This window comes from Nocardia sp. NPDC058640 (assembly GCF_042716995.1).
Lineage (GTDB): Bacteria > Actinomycetota > Actinomycetes > Mycobacteriales > Mycobacteriaceae > Nocardia.
Genome location: NZ_JBHXRG010000031.1, coordinates 37,401 through 62,858, shown reverse-complemented (window position 1 = coordinate 62,858; position 25,458 = coordinate 37,401). Strand labels below are relative to the sequence as shown.

Below are 25,458 nucleotides of genomic sequence, written 5' to 3'. Positions count from 1 at the left end.
GTACTGGCGATCAGCGCGCGGCGGCGGCCTCAATACTTCAGGAAAGCGCCTCGGTCATCGCGACCGTGATGGGCCCCATCAGCGGTAGCGCGACATTGGATAGCGCGTAGACGATCGTGTACGACATCAGCGGCGTGGCATTTCCCGCCACCTGCTGCACCGCGGTGATACCCGGCGTCGAACACTGCTGCCCGGTGATGGCACCCAACGCCAGCGGCGCGGGCAGTTTCATGATCTTCCACGCCACCAGCAGCGAAATGCACGCGGGAATCGCGGTCATGAGCACCCCGGCGATCGGCAGCCCGAAACCGAACTTGGCGACCAGGCTCACCGCCTGCGGCCCGGACGTCAGCCCGACCACCGCGATGAACACCGACAGGCCCAGCGTCTTGATGACTTCCGCCGCGGCCGGGGCGTACTGACCGATCTTGGGGTTCTTGGACCGGAACCAGCCGAACAGCAATCCGGTGAGCAAGCAGCCGCCGCCGGTGCCCAGCGTCATCGGAATGCTGCCCACCGGAATCACGATCTTGCCGATGATGAACCCCAGCGCGACCCCGAGGGCGATGTAGATGATGTCCGCCTTGACGCTGGGGTCGAGTCGATAGCCGAGTCCGGGAATGTATTTGGCCAGATCGGCCTTCGAACCGGTCAGCTGGACCGTGTCCCCGCGCTGCACCACCGTGCCGGGACGCAACGGCAGTTCCTTGTCCTCGCGGACCACGCCGGTGAGGAACAGACCCTTGCCGAGCTGCTTGTCGAACTCGTCGATGGTGGTGGATTTGGTCTGTCGATGATCGAGCACGACCTGGTCGGTTTCCAGCGAGGTCTCCAGGCCGGCGGTCGGCACGATCTCGGTGCCGATCGCGTCTTCGGCGGGCACCATCGCCGACCGCAGTCCCACCACCAGCACCTGATCACCGGCCTGCAGCACCACATCGTCGGTGACGGTCACAGGCTTGCCGCCGCGCACCATTCGCTCCACGGTCAAATGACCGCCCAGGCTCGCGGTCACCGCACCGATGGTCTTGCCTGCCACCCGCTGCACCTGGAACGCACGGCCGACCAGATCCGGCGCCGCGGGCACCTCGTTGGCGGAATCGGCACCGCCGCCCATCTTCTGCCACAGCTTCTCGGCCTCGTCGCGCAGGTTGATCCGCATGATCAGCGGGAACACCTGGCTCGACAGCAGCACGATCACGATCAGCCCGCAGATGTACGAAATCGAGTACGCCGTACCGACATTGGCCTGCAGTGCGCTGATCTCGTTGGCCGGTCGATCCAGCTTGGCGATGGCATCGGTCGCGGTGCCGACCGCGGCGGATTCGGTGGCGCCACCGGCCATCAGACCCGAGGCGGTGCCCGGGTCGAGCTTCATGATGACTGTCGCGGCCGCGGTGATCGCCAAGATGCTGACCACCTCGATCACCGTGAATGTCCCGTATTTCAAGCTCTTTCGGTTGAGACTGGCGAAGAAGGTCGGTCCGGAGACGAAGCCGAGGGTGAAGATGAACAGCGCGAAGGCGATGTTCTTGACCTGATCGTTCAAGACGATGTGGCCCGCCATCCCGACGAAGATCGCCACGATCAACGTCCCGGCTACTCCGCCCAGCGACAACTTCCAGATGCGGATCTTGCCGATCGCGTAGCCCAATGCCAAACACAGAAAAAGCGCCGTCTCAGGGGAGTCCTGTAGGAACCTTTTGATCGCGTCCATGGAATTGTCCTCGAGGGGTGAGTCGGGTCAGCTTGTCTCGGCACGACTTTCGAACTCACGGTGATACTCCTGCATGATCTCGCGCAGTCGCCGCCCGATCTCGGCGTAGTCGTCCTGCCAGAGATTGGCCAGCGACACCCGCACCGACCATTCCGGGCCGTCGAAACCGCCACCATTGAGCAGTACGATCGAACCCTGCTCGGCCAGCCGGAACACCGGATCAACCGGTTCGTGCTCGGATTCCAACCACTGCGCGAACTCCGCGCTCCAGTGCTTCTTCACCCACAGCATCAGGTCGAGTTCGATGTAATAGTGCGCCGAATCGGGGCTGTTCGGAATCGAAATCTGCAGGCCCGCACACAGTTCCCGCAATCGACGCGCGAGAATCGCCTCGCATTCCTTCTTGTGCTGCCCGTCTTTGTCGAGCAGGTCGGTCAGGGCGAACAGTGCCATTTGCACCTGTTGCGGTGTCGACAATCCGGCGGTGTGGTTGAGCGCCACATCGCGCGAATCGGCGACCATGCGATCGACGAACTTCAGCTTCGAAGGATCGAGGGTGAGAATGGAGTAGCGCTTGTGCAACTGTTCCTGTTGGGCGGCGGGCAGTTTCGCGATGCGCGGATCGAAGGTGTTGTCCTTCGCGATCGCGATGACGCCCAGCCGCCAACCGGTGCATCCGAAGTACTTGCTGAACGAGTACACCCCGATGGTGTTGGCCGCGGCGACCGCCATGAGCGAGGTGAAGTTGTCGACGAAGGTTCCGTACACGTCATCGGTGATGATCGTGAGGTTCGGATTCTCCTTCGCGGCGATCTCGGTGATGCGGTCCAGCGTGGCCTGGTCCAACTTCATCGACGGTGGATTCGACGGGTTGACCAGGCACACCGCCTTGATCCGGGGGTCGGCGAGCTTGTTGATCTCGTCGAGGGGGTACTGCCAGGTGTGCAACCCGTCGGCGGATAGCTGCGAGGCCTGGATCTCGACGACGTCGAAGTCGTAGCGCCGCAGGTGCGGGATCTCCAGGTAGGGGGTGAAGATCGGGGTCATGATCGCGATCCGGTCGCCGGGCGCGAGCAGGCCGTTGACCACGCAGCTGTCGAACACGTAACACATGGCGGCCGTGCCACCTTCGGTGGCGAACAGGTTCCAGCCACCTTTCGGTGCACCGCCCATGGCGAGCTCGAGGTAGGCGTGCACCACCTGTTCGATGTGGGTCAGCATCCTGGGCGGATCGGGGTAGTGGTCACCGTTGATCGCGTCGGCCAACTCGCCCACCCACGCGTCGGGGTCGAAGTTTCGGGTGGCGCCGTATTCGACCGCGCCGCGCAACAGTTTCACCGCGTCGGTTTCCGGTTCGGCGGTGAGGAATTGGTCGAATCGTGCTGCTATTCCGCTGGATTGGGGCATTCCCGCCAGCCCGGGGAATTCGTCCCAGTCCCGTTTCGCCTCCGTGCAGGTGAAACGGCCGAGCAGGTAAAAGGCTTCTCTGGCCACGATGGAGGTCCAGTTGGGATTGCCGCGACCCGCGTTGATCAACGTGCCTGCGGTCTTCTTCATGTTGTCATCGGCCAAAGCGATGAGTTCGTCTTTGAGCTCGAAGGGGCTCAGTTGTTCGTACTTCTTCTCGTTCCCGCGATCGACCTCGTCCGAGCCCATCAACCAACCTCCGCGTTTTGAAGTCCGGTCGTTCCGCGAAAAGCATGGCACGAGGTCGCGCGCGCGATGACCCAACACGCAGGGGTCAGAACTGGCCTTGATCCTCGGGTTCCAGGACGCGGAACTCGGTTCCCGCCGGTGCCATTTCGGCCAGCCTGCCGAAATAGATGCCCTGTGCTGACGGTTCGATGATGCCGAAATGAATGGGCACGGCGGTGCGGGGATTGACCGCGCGCAAGTAGTCGATGGTGTCCCAGATGCGCATCCACGGGGCGACAGCCGGAATGGCGAGCACACCGACCGGGACCGGCGGCACCCATAACGAGTCGCCGGGATGAACGAGTTGGGCGGGATCGGACGCGGTGCCCAGCTGGAACACGGTGTTGTCCACGACCGGGATCTCCGGGTGGATCACCGCGTGCATTCCACCACCGCCGGTGATCTGTAAGTCGCCGATATCGAGGACCTGCCCGGCCGACACCGGCTCCCAGCCCTCGCTGCGCTGCTGGGCGGTCTGCGGATCGGACAGCAGGCGGGCGCCGGGATTGTTCTCGATCAGGTCGCCGATGCGGTTGGGATCGATGTGGTCGGGGTGCTGGTGGGTCACCGCGATCGCGTCCAAGCCGGTGATGCCCTCGAAACCGTGCGCGAAGGTGCCGGGGTCGAACAGCACTTTCACGCCGTGCAGTTCCACGAGGATGCAGGAATGACCGAAGTGGGCGATACGCATACCCGATGCTAAGCCGCTACTACCCCGGAAGGCGGGCTGCACGGCCGGGTCAACTAGGATTTCTGGCGTAACCCCCACACCACTTGAGGAGCAACGCGTGGCACGAGTCGTGGTCGAGGTCATGCCGAAGGCCGAGATTCTGGATCCCCAGGGACAGGCCGTGGTCGGCGCGCTGCCGCGTCTCGGGTTCGCCGGAATCTCGGATGTGCGGCAGGGCAAGCGATTCGAGCTCGAGGTGGACGACAGTGTGTCGGACGCTCAGCTCGAGCAGATCGCCGAGGCGCTGCTGGCGAACACGGTGATCGAGGACTGGAAGGTCGTTCGGGTCTCGTGAGCGCACGCATTGGCGTTATTACGTTCCCCGGCACGCTCGACGATGTCGACGCTGCCCGCGCGGTGCGGTTGGCCGGTGCCGAGGCTGTGAGCCTGTGGCACGCCGATGCCGATATCAAGGGTGTCGACGCGGTCATCGTGCCCGGCGGGTTCTCCTACGGCGACTACCTGCGCTGCGGTGCCATCGCCCGGTTCGCACCGGTGATGGGCGAGGTCGTGCGCGCGGCGGGCCAGGGCATGCCGGTGCTGGGTATCTGCAACGGCTTCCAGGTGCTGTGCGAAGCCGGGCTGCTGCCCGGTGCGCTCACCCGCAACGAGGGCCTGCACTTCATCTGCCGCGACGAGTGGCTGTCCGTGGAAGCCACCGATACCGCCTGGACCTCGCGGTATGAGCCGGGCGCGCAACTGCTGGTGCCGCTGAAGTCGGGCGAAGGGCGTTTCCAGGCGTCGGAGAAGGTGCTCGACGAGCTCGAGGGCGAAGGTCGCGTGGTGTTCCGCTACGCGGGCGACAACCCCAACGGTTCGCAGCGCGGGATCGCCGGCATCTCCTCGGCCAACGGCCGGGTCGTGGGCCTGATGCCGCACCCCGAGCACGCCACCGAAGCACTGACCGGCCCCAGCGATGACGGTCTGGGCATGTTCTTCTCGGTGATCGACAGTTTCGTGAAGGCCTGAACTACAGATCATCGATGATCGTGAAGTCGACCCCGTTCGCCTGAGCCAGGTGGGCGGGGCCGACTGCTTGATTGCCCAGAAAACCTCGGCGCGACGCGGGGCCGTCGAGGACAAGACCGTGCTCCGAACGGCCCATGATCGTCTCCACGTCCAGGGTGCCCACGGTGTCGGCGAGGCTGTTCAGCAGATGGATCGCCTCATACGTGGAATTGCTGAATGTCGTTAGGGCTGGGGAGAATTGGCCCTGATGCTCGCGGTAGCGGGCCTGCCGGGACCGGCCCTCGGTGGTGTGGTCGTCGAGGAAGAAACTCGACGCCACGTAGAGATTGACGTTCGCCGACGGGCCGGCGCTCAGCAGCACGTTCTCATCCACGGCGGGGCTGAGGCGCGGCATCACCGCTGGTAGCCCGGTGGCGGTGAACTGGCGGTTGAAGCGGGCGGTGTCCGCACCCACCATCAAGATCAGCACCGCGTCGGCCAGCAGCAGTGCGGGGTTGTCGAGGAAATCGTCGAAATCGGTGGTGCCCAACGGCACATACTGTTCGACGATGATGTCGTAGGGGCTGGGCAGCGAGCGGCGCAGGGCGTCGGCGGTGCGGCGCGGCCAGATGTAATCGTTGCCGATCACCGCCCACCGGCGCACCCCCAATTCGCGGCCCATCCAGGCCGCGGCGGGCACGCTCTGATGGTCGGGATGTTCGCCGACCAGCAGCACGCCGGGGCGCTCGTCGGGCAGGCCCTCGTGGTCGGTGGCATAGAGATACGGCACCCGCGCGTCCACCACCTCGGCCACCGCGCGACGCACGGCCGAGGTGTGCCAGCCGGTGATCGCGCCGACCATTCCGGTGGCGAGAAAGGCCTCTACTTCGGTGGCCACCTCGTGCGGTTCACGCCCGCCGTCGAGAGTGGTGAGTCGAATTTCGCGGCCGAGAATTCCTGTGCCGCTATTGATTTCGTCGACGGCCAGCGAAATGGCGGCGGTGCACGAGGGGGCGATGATGCCGCCAGGGCCCTGTGTGGGCACGATCGACACAATCTCGATCGTTTCATCCCGGCTCTGGCCGAAACTGGGCATTCTGTACTCTATCGCCTTGTGCGAACAGGATTGTTCGAATGAATTTCTCGGCAGGTGGGAATGCGATCAGTGTCCATCATATGTGGGTATTCCACGCTGCACGGTGCCTTGCGCTCCGCGGAGCGCAACTGGGTGAGTCGACTGGAATCGGCGCTGACGGCTGACAATCTCACCGCCGACCACTGGGCGATGCTGGCGCAGCTGTCCACCGACAGCGGGATGACGATGTCGGAGCTGGCCGCCGCGGCGCGCCTTGCCCCGTCCTCGGCCACCCGGCACGCGGACTACCTCGCCGAACGCGGGCTGATCTTCCGCGTCGCGGCCACCGACGACCGCCGCCGGATCCTGATCGGGCTGAGCAGCCTCGGCGCGAAACTGGCCGCCAAGATCCGCGCGCAGGAAAAACTCGCCGAGGAACAACTGCGCACCCGCCTGGGTGTTCGCCGGTATGGCGAACTGATGGCGGCGCTGTCGGTCGTCGCCGAACTCGACGACTGACCCGACAGTCCGATGCCCGAGCGCGGCATCGTGCCTAGGATCGCAGAATGCCCGTTTCTCTGACAGCGGCCACGGCCAGTGGATTGTGCGCCTTCATCGATGCCTCGCCATCGCCGTTTCATGTGTGCGCGACGGTGGCCGCCGAGCTGGACGGCAACGGGTTCACGCCGTTGACCGAGGCGTCGGCGTGGGATGACGCGGGCGGCAAACACTATGTGGTGCGCGGTGGTTCGCTGATCGCGTGGGCCGACTACGACGCGGTGCCCGCAGCGCCGTTCCGGGTGGTCGGCGCGCATACCGACAGCCCCAATCTGCGGGTGAAACAGCACCCCGACCTGGCCTCGGCCGGGTGGCAGCTGGTCGGGCTGGAACCGTACGGCGGCGCCTGGCTGAACTCGTGGCTGGACCGGGAGCTGGGGCTTTCGGGGCGGTTGAGTGTGCGCGAGGGTGCGCGGATGCGTGACGTGCTGGTGCGTATCGACGAGCCGATCCTGCGGGTGCCGCAGTTGGCGATCCACCTGTCCGAGGACCGACGCGGGGTCACCCTCGACCCGCAACGGCACGTGAACGCGATCTGGGGCATCGGTGACGGTCCCGCGCCGTTCCTGGACTTCGTCGCCGAGCGGGCCGGGGTGAACGGCGCCGACGTGCTGGGCTGGGAACTGATGACCCACGACCTCGCACCGAGCACGATCGTGGGCCGGGATCTGGATCTGGTGAGCGCGCCGCGGCTGGACAACCAGGGCACCTGTTATGCCGGGTTGCAGGCGTTTCTGGCCGCCGCCGACGAGCCGGGAGCGGCGACGGCGGTGCTGGTGATGTTCGACCACGAAGAGGTCGGCAGTCAGTCCGATCGCGGTGCGCAGTCGGATCTGCTGCCCGCGGTGTTGGAGCGGATCGTGTTGGCCCGCGGTGGTGGACGCGCGGATTACCTTGCGGCGCTTGCCGGTTCGGTGGTCGCCTCGGGCGATATGGCGCATGCCACGCATCCGAACTACCCGGATCGGCACGAGCCCGCGCATCGCATCCAGGTCGGTGGCGGGCCGGTACTCAAGGTGAACCAGAACCTGCGCTACGCCACCGACGCGGCGGGTGCCGGTGCGTTCGCGCTGGCGTGCGCGCAGGCCGACGTGCCCTTGCAGCGCTACGTGCACCGCGCCGACCTGCCGTGCGGCTCGACCATCGGCCCGATGACCGCGGCCCGCACCGGCATGTCGACCGTCGACGTCGGCGCCCCCCAACTGGCGATGCACTCCTGCCGCGAACTCATGGGCGCGGCCGACGTCCCCGCCTACGCCTCCGCCCTCGCGGCCTTCTTGACCCCCGAAGCCTGACCTGGACGGGCGATCACCAGGCTCTCACGCAAACATCGCCCGAGTGCGAAAATCCCTGAGAGCCTGGTGATCAGGTGACCATCAGCTACGGCTGCGTGAGCGCTGTTGCTACGGCCGGATTTCGGCTGGGTCGGTAGGTGATCACCGCGAAGACGATCACCGCGAACGTGGTCCACACGTAACTGCTGCCGATGATCTGCTGCCACCACGCCCAGGCCAGTTCCTGGTCCTTGGAATGCGGCAGCAGCCATTGCGGGCCGATGATGAACATCACCGTGAACAGCGCGACCACCGTGGTGAAGGCGGGGGAGCGGCGGCGGTCGGCCAGGCTCACCGCCACGACCAGCGCGGGCGCCACCCACACCCAGTGATGCGACCACGACACCGGCGAAACCAGCAGCAGCGCAGCGGCATTCACCAAGATGGCGGCCACGTCGTGACCGGCGCCGATCAGGCGGTACATCCAGATCGCGGCCAGCGCGATGGTCAGCGCGGACAGACCGAGCCACAGGCCGGTGGCCAGCGATTCGTCCAGGCCGAGGCGGAACAGCGTGCCTTTGATCGACTGGTTGCCCGCGAAGAACGGGGTGCCGATGCGGCCGGTGTCGGCGACCGTGTGGAACCAGTATTCGACCGAATCCTTCGGAAACAGCAGGAAGCCGACGCCCACCGCGCCCGCCGCCGAGGCGACCATCGTGGCCGCGGCCTTCCAGTCCTTGCGCAGCAGGAAATACAGCAGATAACCGGCCGGGATCAGCTTGATCGACACCGTGATGCCGATCAGCATCCCGCGCGGCAGCACCGGCTTGCGCATCAGCACGTCGACCAGCACCGCCGCCAACAGGATCAGATTGACCTGGCCGAAGTTGACCGACTGCCGAACGGGTTCGAGGAACTGTGCCAGGCCCAGCCCGGCGATCACCACGGTCAGTACCGCGATCCGGTCGAGCTCCGGGCGCACCCGCACCAGCACCAACCACAGCGCGATGCCCAAGCTCAGCAGCGAGGTCACCAGCACCACGACCTCGGCCAACCCCAGTGGCATCAAGGCCAGCGGCACGAAGAACATCGCGGCCAGCGGCGGGTAGGTGAACGGCAGGCCCATCCCCTGGACCGGCGGCATCGGCCCGTACAGGTCGCCGCCGTCCAGCCACACCCGCGCCCCGGTGCGGTAGACCTGCAGATCGATGTACCCGTCCCACCAGTTCGCCATCAGCGCGATCGCCGCCGACACCGCGAACAGGCCGATCGCCGCGGCCAACCAGCGCCGCTGACGGTCGAGCGGCGGGGGGTGATCCGGTACCGAACTAGACCCCCCGTTATCTGCCGGAACAGGTGACTCGACCTGCCCGGCAACCCCCTGACATTCGTTCACGGCGCCAGACTAGCGGGTGCAGACCCAGCCGAAGCGCAAGTGTGATCGGGCCGCTATATAGACTCTCGAGCAGACGATCCCCCCGGCCGAAAGGACCCTGGTCTCCCGTGACTTTGCAGGTCGACACCGTCGCCACCGCCGCAGCCACCCCGGATGCTCCGCAGCCGTACAAGGAACTCGGTCTCAAAGACGACGAGTACGCCCGCATCAAGGAGATTCTCGGCCGTCGGCCCACCGATGCCGAGCTGGCGATGTACTCGGTGATGTGGAGCGAGCACTGCTCGTACAAGTCCTCCAAGGTGCACCTTCGCTACTTCGGTGAAACCACCACCGACGAGATGAAGGCCTCCATGCTGGCCGGGATCGGCGAGAACGCCGGCGTGGTCGACATCGGCGACGGCTGGGCCGTCACCTTCAAGGTCGAATCGCACAACCACCCGTCGTATGTGGAGCCCTACCAGGGTGCGGCCACCGGCGTCGGCGGGATCGTGCGCGACATCATGGCCATGGGCGCGCGCCCGATCGCGGTGATGGACCAGCTGCGTTTCGGTGCGGCTGATGCTCCTGATACTCGTCGCGTTGTCGACGGTGTGGTGCGTGGCGTGGGCGGTTACGGCAACTCGCTGGGCCTGCCCAATGTCGGCGGCGAGACCGTGTTCGACGCCTCCTACCAGGGCAACCCGCTGGTGAACGCGCTGTGCGCGGGCGCGATGCGGGTGGAAGACCTGCACCTGGCGTTCGCGTCGGGTGAGGGCAACCGGATCATCCTGTTCGGTGCGCGCACCGGCCTGGACGGCATCGGCGGCGTGTCCGTGCTGGCCTCGGATTCCTTCTCCGGCGACGAGTCGGGCTCGGGCCGCAAGAAGCTGCCCGCGGTGCAGGTGGGCGATCCGTTCACCGAGAAGGTGCTCATCGAGTGCTGTCTGGACCTGTACGCGGCCGGGCTGGTCGTGGGCATCCAGGACCTCGGCGGTGCCGGATTGTCCTGCGCCACTTCCGAACTCGCGGCTGCCGGTGACGGCGGTATGCACATCGACCTGACCAAGGTCCCGCTGCGCGCCGCCCACATGACCCCCGCGGAGATCCTGTCCAGCGAATCGCAGGAGCGCATGTGCGCGGTGGTCACGCCCGAGAACGTGGAAGCGTTCATGGCCGTGTGCCGCAAGCACGACGTGCTGGCCACCGACATCGGTGAGGTCACCGACGGCGACCACCTCGTGATCACCTGGCACGGCGAGACCGTGGTGGACGTGCCCCCGCGCACCGTCGCGCACGAGGGCCCGGTCTACGAGCGGCCCGTGCAGCGTCCCGACACCCAGGACGCGCTGATCGCCGACACCACCGCCGCGCTCGCCCGCCCGCAGACCGGCGACGAGCTGCGCGAAACCCTGCTCACGATGATCGCCAGCCCGCAGCTGTGCAGCCGCCGCTGGATCACCGAGCAGTACGACCGCTACGTGCGCGGCAACACCGTGCTGGCCGAGCACGCCGACGCAGGCGTTGTCCGGGTCGACGAGGCCACGGGCCGCGGCATCGCCCTGGCCACCGACGCTTCGGGCCGCTACACCAAGCTCGACCCGTACACCGGCGCGCAGCTGGCGCTGGCCGAGGCCTTCCGCAATGTCGCCACCACCGGCGCCACTCCCAAGGCCGTGTCCAACTGCCTCAACTTCGGTTCGCCGGAGGACCCGGGCGTGATGTGGCAGTTCCAGCAGGCCGTGCGCGGTCTCGCGGATGGCTGTGCGACGCTTGGCATTCCGGTCACCGGCGGCAATGTGAGCTTCTACAACCAGACCGGCAAGGACGCGATCCTGCCGACGCCGGTGGTCGCCGTGCTCGGTGTGATCGACGATGTGCACCGCCGCATCCCCACGGGCCTGGGCCTCGAGCCGGGCGAGTCGCTGATCCTGCTCGGCGACACCCACGACGAGCTGGACGGTTCGATCTGGTCGCAGGTCGTGCACGATCACCTCGGTGGCGTGCCGCCCAAGGTCGACTTCGCCCGCGAGCAGCTGCTGTCGGACGTGCTCACCTCGGGTTCGCGGGACGGCATGATCTCCGCCGCGCACGACCTGTCCGAGGGTGGTCTGGCGCAGACCGTCGTCGAAGCCGCGCTGGCAGGCGAAACCGGTTGCCGCATCGTGCTTCCCGAAGATTCCGACCCGTTCGTGCAGCTGTTCTCCGAGTCGGCCGGGCGCGTGCTCGTCGCGGTGCCGCGTTCGGAGGAGACCCGCTTCACCAAGATGTGTGACGCGCGGCAGCTGCCGTGGGTGCGCATCGGCGTGGTGGATCAGGGTTCGGATTCGGTCGAGGTGCAGGGGCAGTTCTCGGTGACACTCGCGGAATTGCGTGAGGCGTTCGAGGGCACGCTGCCTAAGCTGTTCGGAGCGCATACCGCGTGATGTGATCGGACGAGGAGTCGAGCTTGACCACTGAGGATACGAGCTCGACTTCTCGGCCCGAAGCGCACGACGAGCCTGTGCGCGAGAACCTCTTCGTCCGGGGAATTCACCTGGTGGAGAGGTTTTTTCATCCCAATTACGTGGGCCTCATCGTTTCCGCGATGTTCTTCGGGCTGTCGCTGACACCGTCGCTGCTGCCGCGTGACTGGTTCTTCCAGGGACTGATCAGCGGGATCAACGCGACCATCGGCTACGGCATCGGCTGCGCGCTGGCCTGGGCCTGGCGCAAATGGGCGGTTCCCCGCATCAAGTGGCCCGAGCAGGTGACCGCGGCATGGGCGAAGCGGCCGAGCTGGGCGCTGGTGGCGGTGAAGGGCGCGATCGTGGTGGCGTGCCTGATCTTCGCGGTGCTGATGAGCATCCAGTCGTCGAAGTGGCAGCGGCAGATCACCGACCTGATGGGGATGGCGCCGGTCTCGGACGCGGGCTATCCGCGCACGGTGCTGCTGGGCGCGGTGGTGGTCGGGATTCTGATCTGGATCTCGCGCCTGGTGGTCCGGTTGGTGCGCGCGGTGACGCGGGGGTTGAACCAGTGGGTGCGGATTCCGACGGCGATCGCACGGCCGCTCGGGTTGCTCATCGTGGTAGTGGTCGCGGCGATGCTGTTCAACGGTGTGTTGGCGAAAGGCTTTTTCGCCGTAGCCAATTCAGCGTTCAGCGCGCGTAACAGCCACACGTCGCCCAATGCGGTGCAGCCGGTACTGCCCGAACGTTCCGGTAGCCCTGAGTCTTTGGCGAAATGGGACACCCTGGGTTCGGAAGGCCGGTGGTTCGTGTCGAACGCACCGACTGCGCTGGCCATCAGCCAGGTGACGGGAAAGCCTGCGCGCGAACCGATTCGGGTCTACGCCGGGTTGGAATCGGGTGACGGGTTCGAGGCGCAGACCGACGTGGCGATCGCGGAACTGGAGCGCACCAAGGCTTTCGAACGCGAAGTCCTCGTGGTGATCGGCACCACGGGCACGGGCTGGGTCGACACGACCAGTGCCGAATCGGTCGAGTTGATGTTCGGTGGGGACACCGCGCTGGTGGCCACGCAGTACTCGTATCTGCCCAGCGCACTGTCGTTCCTGTCGGACCGCGACAAGTCGATGACCATGGGGCGGATGCTGTTCGACAAGGTGTACGACCGCTGGTCGGCGCTGCCCGAGGACGCTCGCCCCAAGCTGCTGGTCTACGGCGAAAGTCTGGGTTCGCAGGGTTCAGAGGGTGCGTTCTCGGGCCTTGCCGATATTCGCAATCGCACCGACGGCGTGCTCTGGGTGGGGCCGCCGAATTCGAATCGGCTGTGGTCGGAGTTCGTGAGCAGGCGCGACCCCGGCACCGAGGAGATCACCCCGATCTACGCCGACGGCATGTCGGTGCGTTTCGCCGCCAGCGCCGACCAGCTCGCGAAGCCGACCCCGGTGTGGAACGACCCGCGCATCGTCTATCTGCAGCACGCGTCGGATCCGGTGGTGTGGTGGTCGCCGGATCTGCTGTTCGGCAGGCCGGATTGGTTGCGCGAGAAGCGCGGACCGGATGTGTCGCCGGCGATGTCGTGGTATCCGATCGTCACGTTCTGGCAGGTGGCGGCGGATCTGCCTCGCGCACAGTCGGTTTCGGACGGGCACGGTCACAACTACGGGAACCTGGTGCCCGACGCGTGGGCCGCGGTGGCCGAACCACCTGACTACACACCGGAATTGGCGCAGCGGATTCGGGCGTACCTCGACGCGTCGATGGCGCGCGAACACCGGTTGAAGTGACGAACCGGGGCAGCGCCGAACCCCTCGATCAGCGCTGCCCCGATGTCGGTTACGACACCGATTTGAACGGATTGTGTTCGGCGATCAGCTGTTCCAGCCGCGCCTCGTCGACCCGGCTCAGCAGCGACTGGGTCTCCTGCTGGTCGCGCACGACCTTGGCCAGGGTGAAGCAGCTGGTCACCAGGAACAGTCCCGACATCGCCAGGAACGCGCGCTGCCAGCCGTCCAACGGCAGGTAGGCGATACCGGCACCGGTCCCGAACAGGCTGACGCCGAACGCGATCGCGGCCTGGGCCATGTAGGCCGAGGTGTTCTTCGGCTTGTGGTTTGTGCTCATGGGTATCAGTGTGCTGATCTGCGGCTTCGCGATCGCGCGTACAACTACTCGAGTGCGGTACGTAGTTTGTGGTCCGATCGGCATGCGCAAATCCGGTGTTTGTCAGACCCGGCCGCCATACTGAGGCGGTGACCGAACGCGCATCGACGGTGGCGACGCTGCGTGCGCGCGGCGGCGTGATCGCGCGCCGCGTGGAGGACGTCGTCGATCTGAACTATCCGGGACTGGTGCTGGCGACCCTGTTCTTCGGGCTGTCGGTGACGCCGTCGCTGGTGCCGCGCGACTGGCTTTTCCAGGGGCTGATCAGCGGGATCAACGCGGCGATCGGGTACGGCCTCGGGTGTGTGCTGGAGTGGGTGTTCCGGCGGTGGGTGCGTGCGCGGCTGCCGATTCCCAGCCCTTCCGATCGGCTGCGGTACGCGATCAAGGCGACCGTGCTGGTGGGGTGTGCGGTGTTCGCGGCGGGGATGTTGGTGCAGTCGGCGCGGTGGCAGCGCGAGATCACCTCGCTGATGGGGATGGCGGGCACGACCACGCCCGCGTATCTGCGAACCGGGCTGCTCAGCGTGGCTGTCGGGGTGGCGGTGGTGGCCGCGTATCGGACCGTGCGGGTCATCGTTTTGGTGTTGGCTCGGCAGCTCAATCGGTGGGTGCGGGTGCCGCGTGAGGTGGCGCCGGCGGCCGGGTTGCTGGTGCTGGTCGTGCTGTCGGTGACGATTTTCAACGGGGTGGCGTCGCGGGCGTTCTTCGCGGTGGCGAACTCGGCGTTCAGTGTGCGCAACGACCGGACGACGTCGTTCGCGGTGCAGCCGGTGGCGCCCGAGCGGTCGGGGAGTGCGGGGTCGTTCGCGCCGTGGGAGACGTTGGGGTTCGAAGGGCGGTGGTTCGTCGCCAACGGTCCCAGTGCCTCGGGGATCGCCGGGGTGACGGGAAAGCCTGCGCGCGAACCGATTCGGGCGTATGTGGGGTTGGAATCGGTCAAGGGCGAACAGACTGCGGCGCAGCTGGCGGTGGCCGAGTTGGAGCGGACCAAAGCCTTCGAACGTGCGGCGATGGTCGTTGTCACCACTACTGGAACCGGGTGGGTCAACGGGATGGCAGCCGGGGCTGTCGAGTATCTGTACGGCGGTGACACCGCCATCGTGGCCACCCAGTTCTCGTATCTGCCCAGCGTGCTGTCGTTCATGTCCGACCGGGAGAAGGCGGCCGCGGCCAGCCGGGAGTTGTTCGACGCGGTGTACACGCGGTGGTCGGCCCAGCCGGAGGGGCAGCGGCCGAAGCTGTTCGTCTACGGGGAGAGTCTCGGGTCGCAAGGGTCGGAGGAGGCCTTCGACGGGTTGGCGGAGCTGCGGGAGAAGGTCGATGGGGCGCTGTGGGTGGGGCCGCCCAATTCGAACCGGTTGTGGCGGCAGTTCGTGGAACGGCGCGATCCCGGCTCGCCCGAGGTGGAGCCGGTGTACGCGGACGGACTCGTGGTCCGATTCGCCGACGAGGCAACGGATTTCGAGGGCTTCGAGCCCTGGCGTGAGCCGCGCATCGCGTACCTGCAACACCCGTCCGACCCCATCGTGTGGTGGTCGGCGGACCTGATCTTCACGCGCCCGGATTGGTTGAGTGAGCCGCGCGGGTCCGACGTTTCCACGCAGATGCGGTGGGCGCCGTTCGTGACGTTCTGGCAGGTCACGGCCGATCTGACCAATGCGCAAGGGGTGGTCGACGGGCATGGGCATCGATACGGGTCGTTGGTGCTGGACGGGTGGTTGGCGGTCGGGGCGCCCGAGGTGAGTGGTGAGGTTGTCGAAAAGATCCGGGCCGCACTGGAATTCGCGGAGGACTATGAGCGGGAGGTGAAGTGAGCCGATTCAAAACAATTGCCGCACTGACACTTCCGCTGCTCTGGAACAACCGCGTACTGCCCGCCCTCGACCTTCCACTGCGCGGCCGCACCGCAGCGAACATCGCCTTCGCAACCGGCTACACGAAAGCCTTCCAAGGAACGCCGAACTGGTTGTCCGCCAGTGGATTCCGCTGGGGCGCAGCCGGCGCAGCCATAGTCCTCACCGGCTACGCCATCGCCCTATCGATCCCATCACTGCGCCGAATCCCCCTCGAAATCGAGGCCCGCACCCCAGAAACCTCCACCCTCGAGTGGACAGCCGTACACATCCCCCTAGGCACCGTCCTAGCCGAAGAAGCAATCTTCCGAGGAACCCTCGACCCCCTCCTCACCCGATCGCTGGGCACCCCCGCCCTGAGCCCCCTCGACTTCGGCCTCTGGCACATCCACCCCGCAAGAACCGCAAACGATTCGATACCGGCAACCATCCTGGCCACCACCCTCGCCGGCCTGCTCTTCACCGAACTCCGCCGCCGCTCGAACAGCGCCACCGCCCCCGCCCTCCTCCACCTGGCCCTCAACACCGGCGCAGCCCTGACCCCCCTCGCCGCCCGACGGATCGAGCAGTTCAGGAAGTAGCTCGGTAACTTGGGGGAATGGCGCAACAGAAGGTGGATCCCGCGCAAGTGCGGGCGGCTGTGTTGGGGGTGGGGGAGTGGTTGCGGGACTCGGGGGTGGAGAAGCCGGGGCGGGCGGAGATCGGCGCGGCGGTGAAGGGGACGGTGCGGGCGTTGGCGGCTGGTGCGCCGGGGCATTCGGTGGAGGTTCGGGTGCCGCCGTTCGCGGCGGTGCAGTGCATCGAGGGGCCTCGGCATACCCGGGGGAATCCACCGAACGTGGTCGAGACCGACGCGCGGACCTGGTTGTTGCTGGCCACCGGGCTGCTCGAGTTCGAGGACGCGGTTAGGGCGGGTGCGGTCAGTGCGTCGGGGACCAGGGCGGGGGAGATCGCGCAGTGGCTGCCGATTGTGCCGTTGGCGGCGAACAGTTAGAGCAGGTTTTCGCGGTGGAGGCCCTTTTTGTCGTAGAAGGTGGTGACGGCTACGCCCAGGACGACCGCGATGGCTATGCCGAGGAAGGCCATGAAGGTGCCTCGGCCCAGGCCTGCGTCGTAGTTGGAGTCGAAGTAGAGGATCGAGCGGACGCCCAGGTAGACCTGGTGCATGGGTTCGAATTCGGCCAGCCAGGCCAGGTATTTGGGGGCGGCTTCGATGGGGACGGTGCCGCCGGAGGACGGTAGGCCCAGGATGACGAACAGGATCATGTTGATCAGCAGGCCGGGGGTGCCGAACACGGCGAGCATGGTCAGGCCGGTCCAGCCGCAGGCGAGCATGCACAGCACCGAGAACAGGTAGAGGCCGAAATGGTTGCTGATGGCCATGCCCAGGATCTCGGCCGTCACGACGTAAACCAGCGACACCACCAGCGAAACCACGGTCATGATTCCCCATTTGACCACCAGGGTGCCCAGGCGCGAGATCTTCACGGGCTCATGGTGGATGTAGAAGGGGCCGTACTCGTTGGGCACGAAACCCAGGCCCGCGTCGGTCATGGTGTGCACGACCATCGCGCCGATCATGCCCGCCAGCAGCAGCAACAGCGCGTAGAAGAAGGCTGTGAGCCCTTCGCCGCTGCCTGCGGGTAGTGGGCGGAATTCCTGTTCGATGATATTGATCGGGTCCTGCAAGGTCAGCATGGCCGCGCCGGAGACCTGCGGTGCGGGGGCGCCTTCCGGAGTGCCGGCCAGGGCTTTCTTCACCTGGTCGGTCAGCTGGCCGCCGACCTGCTTGTCGACCTCGGCCAGTGCCTGCTGGCCGACCTGCTTGGTGATCTGGGTGCCGAAAGCGCCCAGCCGCGGGTTGGTCTGCAAGGTGATCACCGGACGTTCCATTTCGCCCGGCACGATCGAACCCGCGCCCAGGATGCTCAGCCGTTTGCTGAAGTCGCCGGGGATGATGATCGCGCCGTACACATCGCCGTTGCGCATCAACAGCTCGGACTCGGTGATGCCCACGACCCGCAGGTCGACCTTGTCCGCGGGCACGTTGTTCACCAGGCCCTCGGTGACCTGCTTACCGAAGTCGACCTTCTCGCCCGTGCCGGTGACATCGCCCACGTCGAGGTTGACCAGCGCGATCGGGAAGTCGTGCAGGTTGCCCTCGGGGTCGGCCACGTAGTCCAGGTACATCACACCCAGCAGCGCGGTGAGGATCGCGAGCACGATCGTGGGCTTCAGCACCATCCGAATCAGGTCGCCACGCTGCAGGTTCCGGGTTGCCGGGCGCGCTTTGCTGCCGCGCCGCCGGGGCGGTTTCACCGCTTTCGCACCGGCGGGATCGGGTGCCGAACCGGGCTGATCGTTCGCACTGTCGTCCGTGGTCACACCCGGGACGGTAGCAGTGCCGGGCAACATTTCGGCGACCAAAAAGCAGGTGTCACCCGCCGGGATGCCCAGCGGAGGTACTACCTGTCGGAGGTGACCCGTAGACTGATCATTGCCCCCAGCCCGCCCGAACAGGGAGCGAAAAACAGTGGCCAACCAAGCGCCCGACGAACTCGAACACGAGCCTCGCGAGGAGTGTGGCGTTTTCGGCGTCTGGGCTCCCGATGAGGACGTGGCCAAGCTCACCTACTACGGCCTGTACGCCCTGCAGCATCGCGGGCAGGAAGCGGCGGGCATCGCCGTTTCCGATGGCTCCCAAATCCTGGTCTTCAAGGATCTCGGCCTGGTTTCGCAGGTCTTCGACGAGCAGACCCTGGCCGCCATGCCGGGCCACATCGCCGTGGGACACTGCCGCTACTCCACCACCGGTGGGGTCACCTGGGAGAACGCGCAGCCGATCTTCCGCACCACCTCCGTGGGTTCCGGCCTGGCACTGGGCCACAACGGCAACCTGGTCAACACCGCCGAATTGGCCGGTCGCGCACGCGAACTGGGCCTGATCGGCGCCGGGGTGGTCGACGGCCGCCCGCAGATGACCGGTGCCACCTCCGACTCCGACATCGTCACCGCGCTGCTGGCGCACGCCTCGGCGGACTCCAGCATCGAAGCCGCCGCGATGGAACTGCTGCCGCAGTTGCGTGGCGCGTTCTGCCTCACCTTCATGGACGAGCACACCCTGTACGCCGCGCGTGACCCGCACGGTGTGCGCCCGCTGGTACTGGGCAGGCTGGATCGTGGCTGGGTCGTGGCTTCGGAAACCGCCGCGCTGGACATCGTCGGTGCCGCGTTCGTGCGCGAGATCGAGCCGGGCGAACTGCTGGCCATCGACTCCGACGGCGTGCGCTCGATGCGCTTCGCCAATCCCGAGCCCAAGGGTTGCGTGTTCGAGTACGTGTACCTGGCGCGTCCCGACACCACGATCGCCGGGCGTTCGGTGCACTCCACTCGCGTGGAGATCGGCCGCAAGCTGGCCAAGGAGCACCCGGTCGACGCCGACCTGGTGATCCCGGTGCCCGAGTCGGGTACGCCCGCCGCGGTCGGTTACGCGCAGGGTTCGGGCATTCCGTACGGCCAGGGTCTGATGAAGAACGCCTATGTGGGCCGCACCTTCATCCAGCCCAGTCAGACGATCCGTCAGCTGGGTATCCGGCTCAAGCTCAACCCGTTGAAAGAAGTCATCCGCGGCAAGCGGCTGATCGTGGTCGACGACTCGATCGTGCGCGGCAACACCCAGCGCGCGCTCATCCGCATGCTGCGCGAGGCCGGTGCGCTCGAGATCCACGTGCGGATCGCGTCGCCGCCGGTGAAGTGGCCCTGCTTCTACGGCATCGACTTCGCCTCGCGCGCGGAGCTGATCGCCAACGGCACCGGCGCCGACGACAGTTACGCCGACATGATCGAGACCGTGCGCCGTTCGATCGGCGCCGACACCCTCGGTTACGTGTCCACCGAGGGCATGATCGCCGCCACCGAACAGCCTGCGTCGCGACTGTGCACCGCCTGCTTCACCGGCGAGTACCCGATCGAGCTGCCCACCGAGGCCGCGATCGGCAAGAACGTGCTCGAGGGGATGCTGTCGGGCAAGCCGGAGGCGACGCTGCTGGGCGAGAACGTGAACGTCGACGCGCTGAGTCGTCCATAGTTTTCACACATGAGGGGTCGGCCAGGATAAACCTGGTCGGCCCCTTTTGTGTGCTGTACGGACAAAATTCCGGTGCCCTCGAATTACGTAAGATTAGTTCATAACATAGCGGCAATATTTCGGCGCATTTGAAACTGGCCGGTAATCGTCGCAATGTACGGTCCCCCGTTATATCGCTAGCTCAAACGCGCTGCCGCCGCTCTCGAAACCCGGGTTCGGCGGCAGCGCAGCGTTCGAGAATGGGACCTGATGTTGAATAATCGTGCGAAACAAGTGGGTGCGGTGGGTGCCGCCGCGCTCGTCGTGGCCGCGCTGGCCGGCTGTGGCTCCGGCCGCACCGATGAAGCGGGCTCCGGTGCGGGCCTGGTCGTGGGCACCACCGACAAGATCTTCTCGCTCGACCCGGCCGCGGCCTACGACAACGGGTCGCTGCTGGTGGAAAACCAGATCTACTCGTACCTGCTCAATTTCGCGCCCGGCGACACCACGCCCAAGCCCGACGCGGCGGAGAAGTGCGAGTTCACCAGCCCCACGGTCTACACCTGCAAGATCAAGCCGGGCCTGAAGTTCGCCAACGGCAACCCGCTCACCGCCACCAGCGTGAAGTTCTCGTTCGACCGGATGCTGAAGATCAACGACGCGCACGGTCCGGCTTCGCTGCTGGGCAACCTCGAGAAGACCGACAAGATCGACGATCTCACCGTCGCGTTCACGCTCAAGGTTGCCAACGATCAGACCTTCCCGACCATCCTGCCCACGCAGGCCGGGCCGATCGTGGACGAGAAGTCGCTGCCCGCCGACAAGGTCGCCACCGACGAAGAGGTCGTGAAGGCCAAGGGTTACGCGGGCCCGTACACGATCTCGAGCTACGACAAGAACAAGCTGGTCGAGTACAAGGCCAACCCCGACTACCAGGGCATTCTCGGCACGCCGAAGAACACCACGGTGTCGACCAAGTACTACGCCACCTCCGACAACCTGAAGCTGGACCTGCAGAACGGCGCCATCGACGTCGGCTACCGCTCGTTCACCCCCACCGACATCGACTCGCTGCGCGCGGACTCGAAGGTGAAGGTCACCGACGGCCCCGGCGGCGAGCTGCGCTACGTGGTGTTCAACATGAACACCATGCCGGGCAACACCCCCGAGCAGAAGCTGGCCGTGCGCAAGGCCTTCGCGTCGTCGATCGACCGTGAGGCGCTGGCCGCCGGTGTCTACAAGGGCACCTACCAGCCCGCCTACGGGTACGTGCCGCAGGGCATGGCCGGTGCGGCCGAGCCGCTCAAGGACCTCTACGGCGCCAAGCCCGACAAGGCCGCGGCCGCGAAGTTCCTGGCCGACGCGGGCGTCGCCGCCCCGGTGACGCTGAACCTGCAGTACAACCCCGACCACTACGGCTCCAGCTCCTCGGAGGAGTACGCCGCGGTCAAGTCGCAGCTCGAGGCCTCGGGCCTGTTCAAGGTGAACCTGCAGTCCACCGAGTGGGTGACCTACCAGAAGGAGCGCGCCTCCGACAGTTACCCGATGTACCAGTTCGGCTGGTTCCCGGACTTCCCGGACGCCGACAACTACCTGACGCCGTTCTTCGGCCCGAACAACTTCCTGCAGTCGCACTTCGAGAACCCCGGCATCAACGCCCAGTTGACCGCCGAGACCACCGAGTCCGATCCGACCAAGCGCGCGGAGCTGCTGAAGAAGATCCAGACCGATCTGGCGCAGAACTTCCTGCCGACCCTGCCGCTGCTGTCGGGTAAGCAGGTCGCGGTGTCGAAGCCGGGCGTGTCCGGTGTCGATCAGACCCTCGACGGCTCCTTCAAGTTCCGGTTCACGGTCCTGAGCAAGTGAGTGACGTTGCTGCTGCGCCCGAGTCACCGACTCGGGCGCAGCGTTTCGGGTGGATGCGCGGCGGGGGTTCCCGCCAGGTGGCTTTGCTGCGGTACCTGCTGATTCGGCTGTTGCTGATTCTGCCGACCGCGTGGTTGCTGGTGACGGTGGTGTTCTTCCTGATGCGGGTGATCGGTGACCCGATCAGCGCGGCCATGGGTGGCCGGTTGACCCAGGAGCAGATCTTCGAACGCAAGGAAGCGGCCGGGCTGAATCGGCCTATCCTGACCCAATATTGGGAGTACCTGACCGGATTCCTGCGCGGTGATTTCGGACGAACACAGGACAACGAGGCGATCTCCGATGTGGTGATCACCTACGGTGCCGCGACGTTCGAGCTCGTGTTCTGGGGTCTGGTCGTGGCGTTCGCGGTGGGTGTTCCCTTGGGCAGATACGCTGCGACGCACCGGGATACGGCCGCGGACGCGTTCCTGCGGTTCTCCGCGGTGCTGGCCTACGCGGCGCCGGTGTTCTTCGTCGGCATGCTGCTCAAGCTGGTGTTCTCGGTATGGCTGGGTTGGTTCCCGGTCGGCGGGCGTGCCAGCACCGATGTAGAGCTTGCGCTGCAACATGTTTCGCCCAAGACCAACATCCTGATCATCGACTCGATCCTGTACGGCGAGCCGTCGTACGTGCTCGACGTGCTCGAGCACGCGGTACTGCCCGCGGTGGCACTGGGTCTGTTGACCGCGGGCATCTTCCTGCGTCTGGTTCGCGTGAACCTGATCCAAACGCTGCGCAGCGATTTCGTGGAAGCGGCACGGGCGCGCGGGTTGTCCTCGCGCGTGGTCACCGGTCGGCACGCGGTGCGCAACGCACTGATCCCGATCATCACGGTCATGGGCATGTGCATCGCGATGATGCTGGGCGGTGCGGTACTCACCGAGACCACGTTCGAATGGAAGGGCTTGGGCTATCAGCTCGCCGAGTATCTGCGGGCGCGTGACTTCATCGCGGTGCAGGGCATCGTGGCGTTCATCGCGCTGATCGTCGCGGTGATGAGCTTCGTCGTGGACGCCATTGTCGCGCTGATCGACCCGAGGGTGAGGTTCTAGATGACCACCGCTGTGAAACGCCGGCGTCTGCCCGGCGCCGAACTGCTGTCGAAAACCGGTGGGCTGCAACGGGCTACGTTGATCACCGGGCTGGTGCTGGTCGGGGTGTTCGTGTTCGTGGCGGCCTTCGCGCCGCTGCTGGCGCCCTACGGTTTGGCTCAGAACTCCGCTGACGGTGTGGCATTCCTGCCACAGCAACCGCCCTCGGCCGACCACTGGTTCGGTACCTCGGTGCGCAGCGAGGACGTGCTGTCGCGAGTGCTGTTCGGTGCGCGCACCGCGCTGCTGGTGATCGCGATCGCGGTGACGTTGTCGCTGCTGATCGGGGTGCCGTTGGGTCTGCTGTCGGGGTATGTGGGGCGCTGGGTCGACAAGATCCTGGTGCTGATCATGGACGCCATCTACGCGTTCCCGTCGCTGCTGCTGGCCATCGTGGTGTCGATCGTGGTGGCCGGTGGCACGTCGAGCAGTCTGGGCGGCATGTTGTCGGCGGCGATCGCGATCACCGTTGTGTATGTGCCGCAATACTTTCGGGTGGTGCGCAACGCGACGGTCGCGGTGAAGACCGAACCGTACGTCGACGCCGCGCGGGTCACCGGGGCGTCGACCACGCGAATCATGTTCCGGCACATCCTGTCCAACGTCACCGGTTCGCTGCCGGTGATCGTCACCATCAACGCCGCCGACGCCATTCTCACGCTGGCCGCGCTGGGTTTCCTCGGGTTCGGCATCGAGCCGACCCAGGCCGCCGAGTGGGGTTACGACCTGAACAAGGCGCTCAACGACGTGTCCAACGGGCTGTGGTGGACCTCGATCTTCCCCGGCACCGCGATCGTGTTGGTCGTGCTCGGGATGACGCTGGTCGGCGAGAGCCTGGACGAGACGCTCAATCCGATGCTGCGCACCCGCCGCGCGGTCACTTCGAAGGAGACGGTCGATGAGTGAAACCACTGCCGCACTGGCGGTTTCGGGCTTGTCGGTGACCTTCTCGACCGACGCCGGACCCGTGCACGCGGTGCGCAATGTGTCCTACGAGGTGTTCCCCGGCGAGGTGCTCGCCATCGTCGGCGAGTCAGGGTCGGGCAAATCGGTGAGCTCGCGCACCGCGATCGGACTGCTTCCGCATTCCGCGTCGGTGCGCGGGCTGGTCACCATCGGCGACCGGCCGGTCACGTCCATGACCGAACGGCAGCTCACCGCCCTGCGCGGCGGGGCGGTGTCGATGGTGTTCCAGGAGCCCGCGCGGGCGCTGGACCCGTTGTTCACCGTCGGGTTCCAGATCTGTGAAGCCCTGCGCGCGCACAGCGACATGAGCCGAAAAGCCGCCAAGGCCAAGGCAATCGAACTGCTGCGCTCGGTCGGGCTGCCCGATCCGGAGCATCGCGTGGACTACTACCCGCACCAACTGTCGGGTGGGCAGAAGCAGCGCGTGATGATCGCGATCGCCATCTCGTGCGAGCCGAAGGTGATCATCGCCGACGAGCCGACCACCGCGCTCGACGTGACCGTGCAGGCCGAGATCCTGGAGTTGCTGCGGGATCTGCGGGACCGGCTCGGCAGCGCGATCGTGTTGATCACGCACAACATGGGTGTGGTGGCCGATCTCGCCGATCGTGTCGTGGTGATGCGCGAGGGCGAGGTGGTCGAGCAGGCGCCGGTGCACGAGCTGTTCGCCAACCCCAAGGCCGACTACACCAAAGCCCTGCTCGATGCGGTTCCACACCTCGGCGCGGCGACCATCGAGCGGCCCGTGATCGACCGGACTGTCGAGCCGGTACTCGACGTGAAGGATCTGGTCGTCACGTTCCCCGGTCCGTTCGGGCGGCCCGCGTTCCGTGCGGTCGACGGCGTCAGCCTGCAGATCCGGCCGGGGGAGACCCTCGGCCTGGTCGGCGAGTCGGGGTCGGGCAAGTCGACCATCGGACGCTGTGTGGCCGCGCTGCAACGGCCCACCGAAGGGCACGTGCTGATTCGCGGGCAGGACATCGCGGATCTGTCCCAGCGCAAGCTGCGGCCGATCCGGCGACGGTTCGGGTTCGTGTTCCAGGACCCCGCGGGCTCGCTGAACCCGCGCCTGACGGTCGGTGAGTGCGTGGCCGAACCACTGGTCGTGCACGGCATCGGCGACAAGGCGAGCATTCGCGCGCGCGTGCGGCACATGCTCGACGACGTGCAACTGCCCGCGGGCACCGAGAATCGCTACCCGCACGAACTGTCGGGCGGACAACGTCAGCGGGCCAGCCTGGCCAGGGCACTCGTGCTCGACCCGGACCTGCTCGTAGCCGACGAACCGACCAGCGCCCTCGACGTCTCGGTGCAGGCAGCGGTCCTGGAACTGTTCGCCGAACTCCAGCGCTCCTGCGGCTGGGCCTGCCTGTTCATCAGCCACGACCTCGCCGTAGTCGACCAACTCGCGGACCGCATCATGGTCCTGCGCGACGGCACCTGCGTCGAAGAAGGCACCAACGAACAGATCCTGCGCAACCCCCAACACGAGTACACCCGCCGCCTCGTCGCCGCCGTCCCGGTCCCCGACCCAGTCGAACAGCGACGGCGCCGGCTCGGGGGTGTCGGCATCGAGTAGGACCGGCTCCCCT

The 25,458-nt window shown here is 66.3% G+C and carries 21 protein-coding genes; 14 read left to right on the top strand and 7 right to left on the bottom strand.

Annotation, left to right across the window (positions count from 1 at the left end):
• Window positions 1-37: 37 nt before the first annotated feature.
• The 3 genes from aspT to ACFWU5_RS24610 form a co-directional block, all read right to left on the bottom strand.
• Window positions 38-1,717 (bottom strand): aspartate-alanine antiporter, encoded by a 1,680-nt coding sequence (gene aspT / locus ACFWU5_RS24620; RefSeq protein WP_379269130.1) that lies wholly within the window; start codon window positions 1,715-1,717, stop codon window positions 38-40.
• Between the two features lie 27 nt (window positions 1,718-1,744).
• Window positions 1,745-3,373 (bottom strand): bifunctional aspartate transaminase/aspartate 4-decarboxylase, encoded by a 1,629-nt coding sequence (locus ACFWU5_RS24615; protein ID WP_379269128.1) that lies wholly within the window; start codon window positions 3,371-3,373, stop codon window positions 1,745-1,747.
• Window positions 3,374-3,458: 85 nt separating this feature from the next.
• Window positions 3,459-4,103, bottom strand: a complete 645-nt coding sequence (locus tag ACFWU5_RS24610; RefSeq protein ID WP_379241196.1) for an MBL fold metallo-hydrolase — start codon at window positions 4,101-4,103, stop codon at window positions 3,459-3,461.
• A gap of 97 nt (window positions 4,104-4,200) precedes the next feature.
• On the opposite strand from ACFWU5_RS24610, the gene purS reads away from it, so the two are divergent.
• Window positions 4,201-4,437: a phosphoribosylformylglycinamidine synthase subunit PurS gene (purS, locus tag ACFWU5_RS24605; protein WP_056818769.1), complete on the top strand. Its 237-nt coding sequence runs from the start codon at window positions 4,201-4,203 to the stop codon at window positions 4,435-4,437.
• Window positions 4,434-5,111, top strand: coding sequence for a phosphoribosylformylglycinamidine synthase subunit PurQ (purQ, locus tag ACFWU5_RS24600; protein WP_379241197.1), 678 nt, complete (start codon window positions 4,434-4,436; stop codon window positions 5,109-5,111). Before purS ends, purQ begins: the two co-directional genes overlap by 4 nt.
• A 1-nt stretch (window position 5,112) precedes the next feature.
• Here purQ and ACFWU5_RS24595 read toward each other — a convergent pair whose 3' ends face one another.
• On the bottom strand, window positions 5,113-6,186 hold the full coding sequence (locus ACFWU5_RS24595) for a substrate-binding domain-containing protein (protein ID WP_379269127.1): 1,074 nt from the start codon (window positions 6,184-6,186) through the stop codon (window positions 5,113-5,115).
• Between the two features lie 60 nt (window positions 6,187-6,246).
• Between ACFWU5_RS24595 and ACFWU5_RS24590 the strand changes: the two genes are divergently transcribed.
• Both ACFWU5_RS24590 and ACFWU5_RS24585 read left to right on the top strand, forming a co-directional pair.
• Window positions 6,247-6,684, top strand: coding sequence for a MarR family winged helix-turn-helix transcriptional regulator (locus ACFWU5_RS24590; protein WP_379241199.1), 438 nt, complete (start codon window positions 6,247-6,249; stop codon window positions 6,682-6,684).
• A 47-nt stretch (window positions 6,685-6,731) separates the two neighbouring features.
• A complete protein-coding gene (locus ACFWU5_RS24585; RefSeq protein ID WP_379269125.1) occupies window positions 6,732-8,018 on the top strand; it encodes a M18 family aminopeptidase in 1,287 nt (428 codons plus the stop codon).
• 85 nt (window positions 8,019-8,103) lie between these two features.
• Here the strand turns inward: ACFWU5_RS24585 and ACFWU5_RS24580 are convergent, their stop codons facing one another.
• The gene (locus ACFWU5_RS24580) at window positions 8,104-9,393 is read right to left on the bottom strand and encodes a glycosyltransferase 87 family protein (RefSeq protein WP_379269123.1); all 1,290 of its coding nucleotides are present in this window, start codon (window positions 9,391-9,393) and stop codon (window positions 8,104-8,106) included.
• A gap of 107 nt (window positions 9,394-9,500) precedes the next feature.
• Here ACFWU5_RS24580 and purL point away from each other — a divergent pair, with 107 nt between their 5' ends.
• Window positions 9,501-11,795, top strand: coding sequence for a phosphoribosylformylglycinamidine synthase subunit PurL (gene purL, locus ACFWU5_RS24575; RefSeq protein ID WP_379269122.1), 2,295 nt, complete (start codon window positions 9,501-9,503; stop codon window positions 11,793-11,795).
• A 23-nt stretch (window positions 11,796-11,818) separates the two neighbouring features.
• Window positions 11,819-13,603, top strand: a complete 1,785-nt coding sequence (locus tag ACFWU5_RS24570; RefSeq protein WP_379269121.1) for an alpha/beta hydrolase — start codon at window positions 11,819-11,821, stop codon at window positions 13,601-13,603.
• Window positions 13,604-13,652: 49 nt separating this feature from the next.
• Here ACFWU5_RS24570 and ACFWU5_RS24565 read toward each other — a convergent pair whose 3' ends face one another.
• On the bottom strand, window positions 13,653-13,940 hold the full coding sequence (locus tag ACFWU5_RS24565; RefSeq protein ID WP_379241204.1) for a YiaA/YiaB family inner membrane protein: 288 nt from the start codon (window positions 13,938-13,940) through the stop codon (window positions 13,653-13,655).
• Window positions 13,941-14,068: 128 nt separating this feature from the next.
• On the opposite strand from ACFWU5_RS24565, the gene ACFWU5_RS24560 reads away from it, so the two are divergent.
• The 3 genes from ACFWU5_RS24560 to ACFWU5_RS24550 are packed head-to-tail and all read left to right on the top strand — an operon-like array spanning window position 14,069 to window position 16,829.
• Complete coding sequence (locus ACFWU5_RS24560; protein WP_379269119.1) at window positions 14,069-15,796, top strand: alpha/beta hydrolase; 1,728 nt, start codon at window positions 14,069-14,071, stop codon at window positions 15,794-15,796.
• Window positions 15,793-16,416: a CPBP family intramembrane glutamic endopeptidase gene (locus ACFWU5_RS24555; protein WP_379269118.1), complete on the top strand. Its 624-nt coding sequence runs from the start codon at window positions 15,793-15,795 to the stop codon at window positions 16,414-16,416. Before ACFWU5_RS24560 ends, ACFWU5_RS24555 begins: the two co-directional genes overlap by 4 nt.
• A 17-nt stretch (window positions 16,417-16,433) precedes the next feature.
• A complete protein-coding gene (locus tag ACFWU5_RS24550) occupies window positions 16,434-16,829 on the top strand; it encodes a sterol carrier family protein (RefSeq protein WP_379269116.1) in 396 nt (131 codons plus the stop codon).
• Here the strand turns inward: ACFWU5_RS24550 and ACFWU5_RS24545 are convergent.
• Complete coding sequence (locus ACFWU5_RS24545; protein WP_379269115.1) at window positions 16,826-18,220, bottom strand: YhgE/Pip domain-containing protein; 1,395 nt, start codon at window positions 18,218-18,220, stop codon at window positions 16,826-16,828. The genes ACFWU5_RS24550 and ACFWU5_RS24545 overlap by 4 nt on opposite strands.
• Before the next feature lie 148 nt (window positions 18,221-18,368).
• Between ACFWU5_RS24545 and purF the strand changes: the two genes are divergently transcribed.
• The 5 genes from purF to ACFWU5_RS24520 all read left to right on the top strand — a co-directional run bounded on the left by purF (window position 18,369) and on the right by ACFWU5_RS24520 (window position 25,445).
• Entirely contained in the window at window positions 18,369-19,922 is a 1,554-nt protein-coding gene (purF, locus tag ACFWU5_RS24540; protein ID WP_379241209.1) for an amidophosphoribosyltransferase, read from the top strand.
• Window positions 19,923-20,171: 249 nt separating this feature from the next.
• Window positions 20,172-21,767 (top strand): ABC transporter substrate-binding protein, encoded by a 1,596-nt coding sequence (locus ACFWU5_RS24535; protein ID WP_379269113.1) that lies wholly within the window; start codon window positions 20,172-20,174, stop codon window positions 21,765-21,767.
• A gap of 53 nt (window positions 21,768-21,820) precedes the next feature.
• Window positions 21,821-22,861, top strand: coding sequence for an ABC transporter permease (locus tag ACFWU5_RS24530; RefSeq protein WP_379241550.1), 1,041 nt, complete (start codon window positions 21,821-21,823; stop codon window positions 22,859-22,861).
• Window positions 22,862-23,806, top strand: coding sequence for an ABC transporter permease (locus ACFWU5_RS24525; protein ID WP_379241211.1), 945 nt, complete (start codon window positions 22,862-22,864; stop codon window positions 23,804-23,806).
• Window positions 23,799-25,445 carry an ABC transporter ATP-binding protein gene (locus ACFWU5_RS24520; RefSeq protein ID WP_379269111.1) on the top strand — a complete coding sequence of 549 codons (1,647 nt, stop codon included), beginning with the start codon at window positions 23,799-23,801 and terminating at the stop codon, window positions 25,443-25,445. The genes ACFWU5_RS24525 and ACFWU5_RS24520 overlap by 8 nt, the downstream gene beginning before the upstream one ends.
• Window positions 25,446-25,458: the final 13 nt, after the last annotated feature.

What these genes read in the sequence shown, in the direction of transcription:
- aspT (WP_379269130.1), bottom strand. Translation starts at nt 1,717, where the DNA reads ATGGACGCGATCAAAAGGTTCCTACAGGACTCCCCTGAGACGGCGCTT.
- ACFWU5_RS24615 (WP_379269128.1), bottom strand. Translation starts at nt 3,373, where the DNA reads ATGGGCTCGGACGAGGTCGATCGCGGGAACGAGAAGAAGTACGAACAA.
- ACFWU5_RS24610 (WP_379241196.1), bottom strand. Translation starts at nt 4,103, where the DNA reads ATGCGTATCGCCCACTTCGGTCATTCCTGCATCCTCGTGGAACTGCAC.
- ACFWU5_RS24595 (WP_379269127.1), bottom strand. Translation starts at nt 6,186, where the DNA reads ATGCCCAGTTTCGGCCAGAGCCGGGATGAAACGATCGAGATTGTGTCG.
- ACFWU5_RS24590 (WP_379241199.1), top strand. Translation starts at nt 6,247, where the DNA reads ATGCGATCAGTGTCCATCATATGTGGGTATTCCACGCTGCACGGTGCC.
- ACFWU5_RS24585 (WP_379269125.1), top strand. Translation starts at nt 6,732, where the DNA reads ATGCCCGTTTCTCTGACAGCGGCCACGGCCAGTGGATTGTGCGCCTTC.
- ACFWU5_RS24565 (WP_379241204.1), bottom strand. Translation starts at nt 13,940, where the DNA reads ATGAGCACAAACCACAAGCCGAAGAACACCTCGGCCTACATGGCCCAG.
- ACFWU5_RS24550 (WP_379269116.1), top strand. Translation starts at nt 16,434, where the DNA reads ATGGCGCAACAGAAGGTGGATCCCGCGCAAGTGCGGGCGGCTGTGTTG.
- ACFWU5_RS24535 (WP_379269113.1), top strand. Translation starts at nt 20,172, where the DNA reads ATGTTGAATAATCGTGCGAAACAAGTGGGTGCGGTGGGTGCCGCCGCG.
- ACFWU5_RS24530 (WP_379241550.1), top strand. Translation starts at nt 21,821, where the DNA reads ATGCGCGGCGGGGGTTCCCGCCAGGTGGCTTTGCTGCGGTACCTGCTG.
- ACFWU5_RS24525 (WP_379241211.1), top strand. Translation starts at nt 22,862, where the DNA reads ATGACCACCGCTGTGAAACGCCGGCGTCTGCCCGGCGCCGAACTGCTG.
- ACFWU5_RS24520 (WP_379269111.1), top strand. Translation starts at nt 23,799, where the DNA reads ATGAGTGAAACCACTGCCGCACTGGCGGTTTCGGGCTTGTCGGTGACC.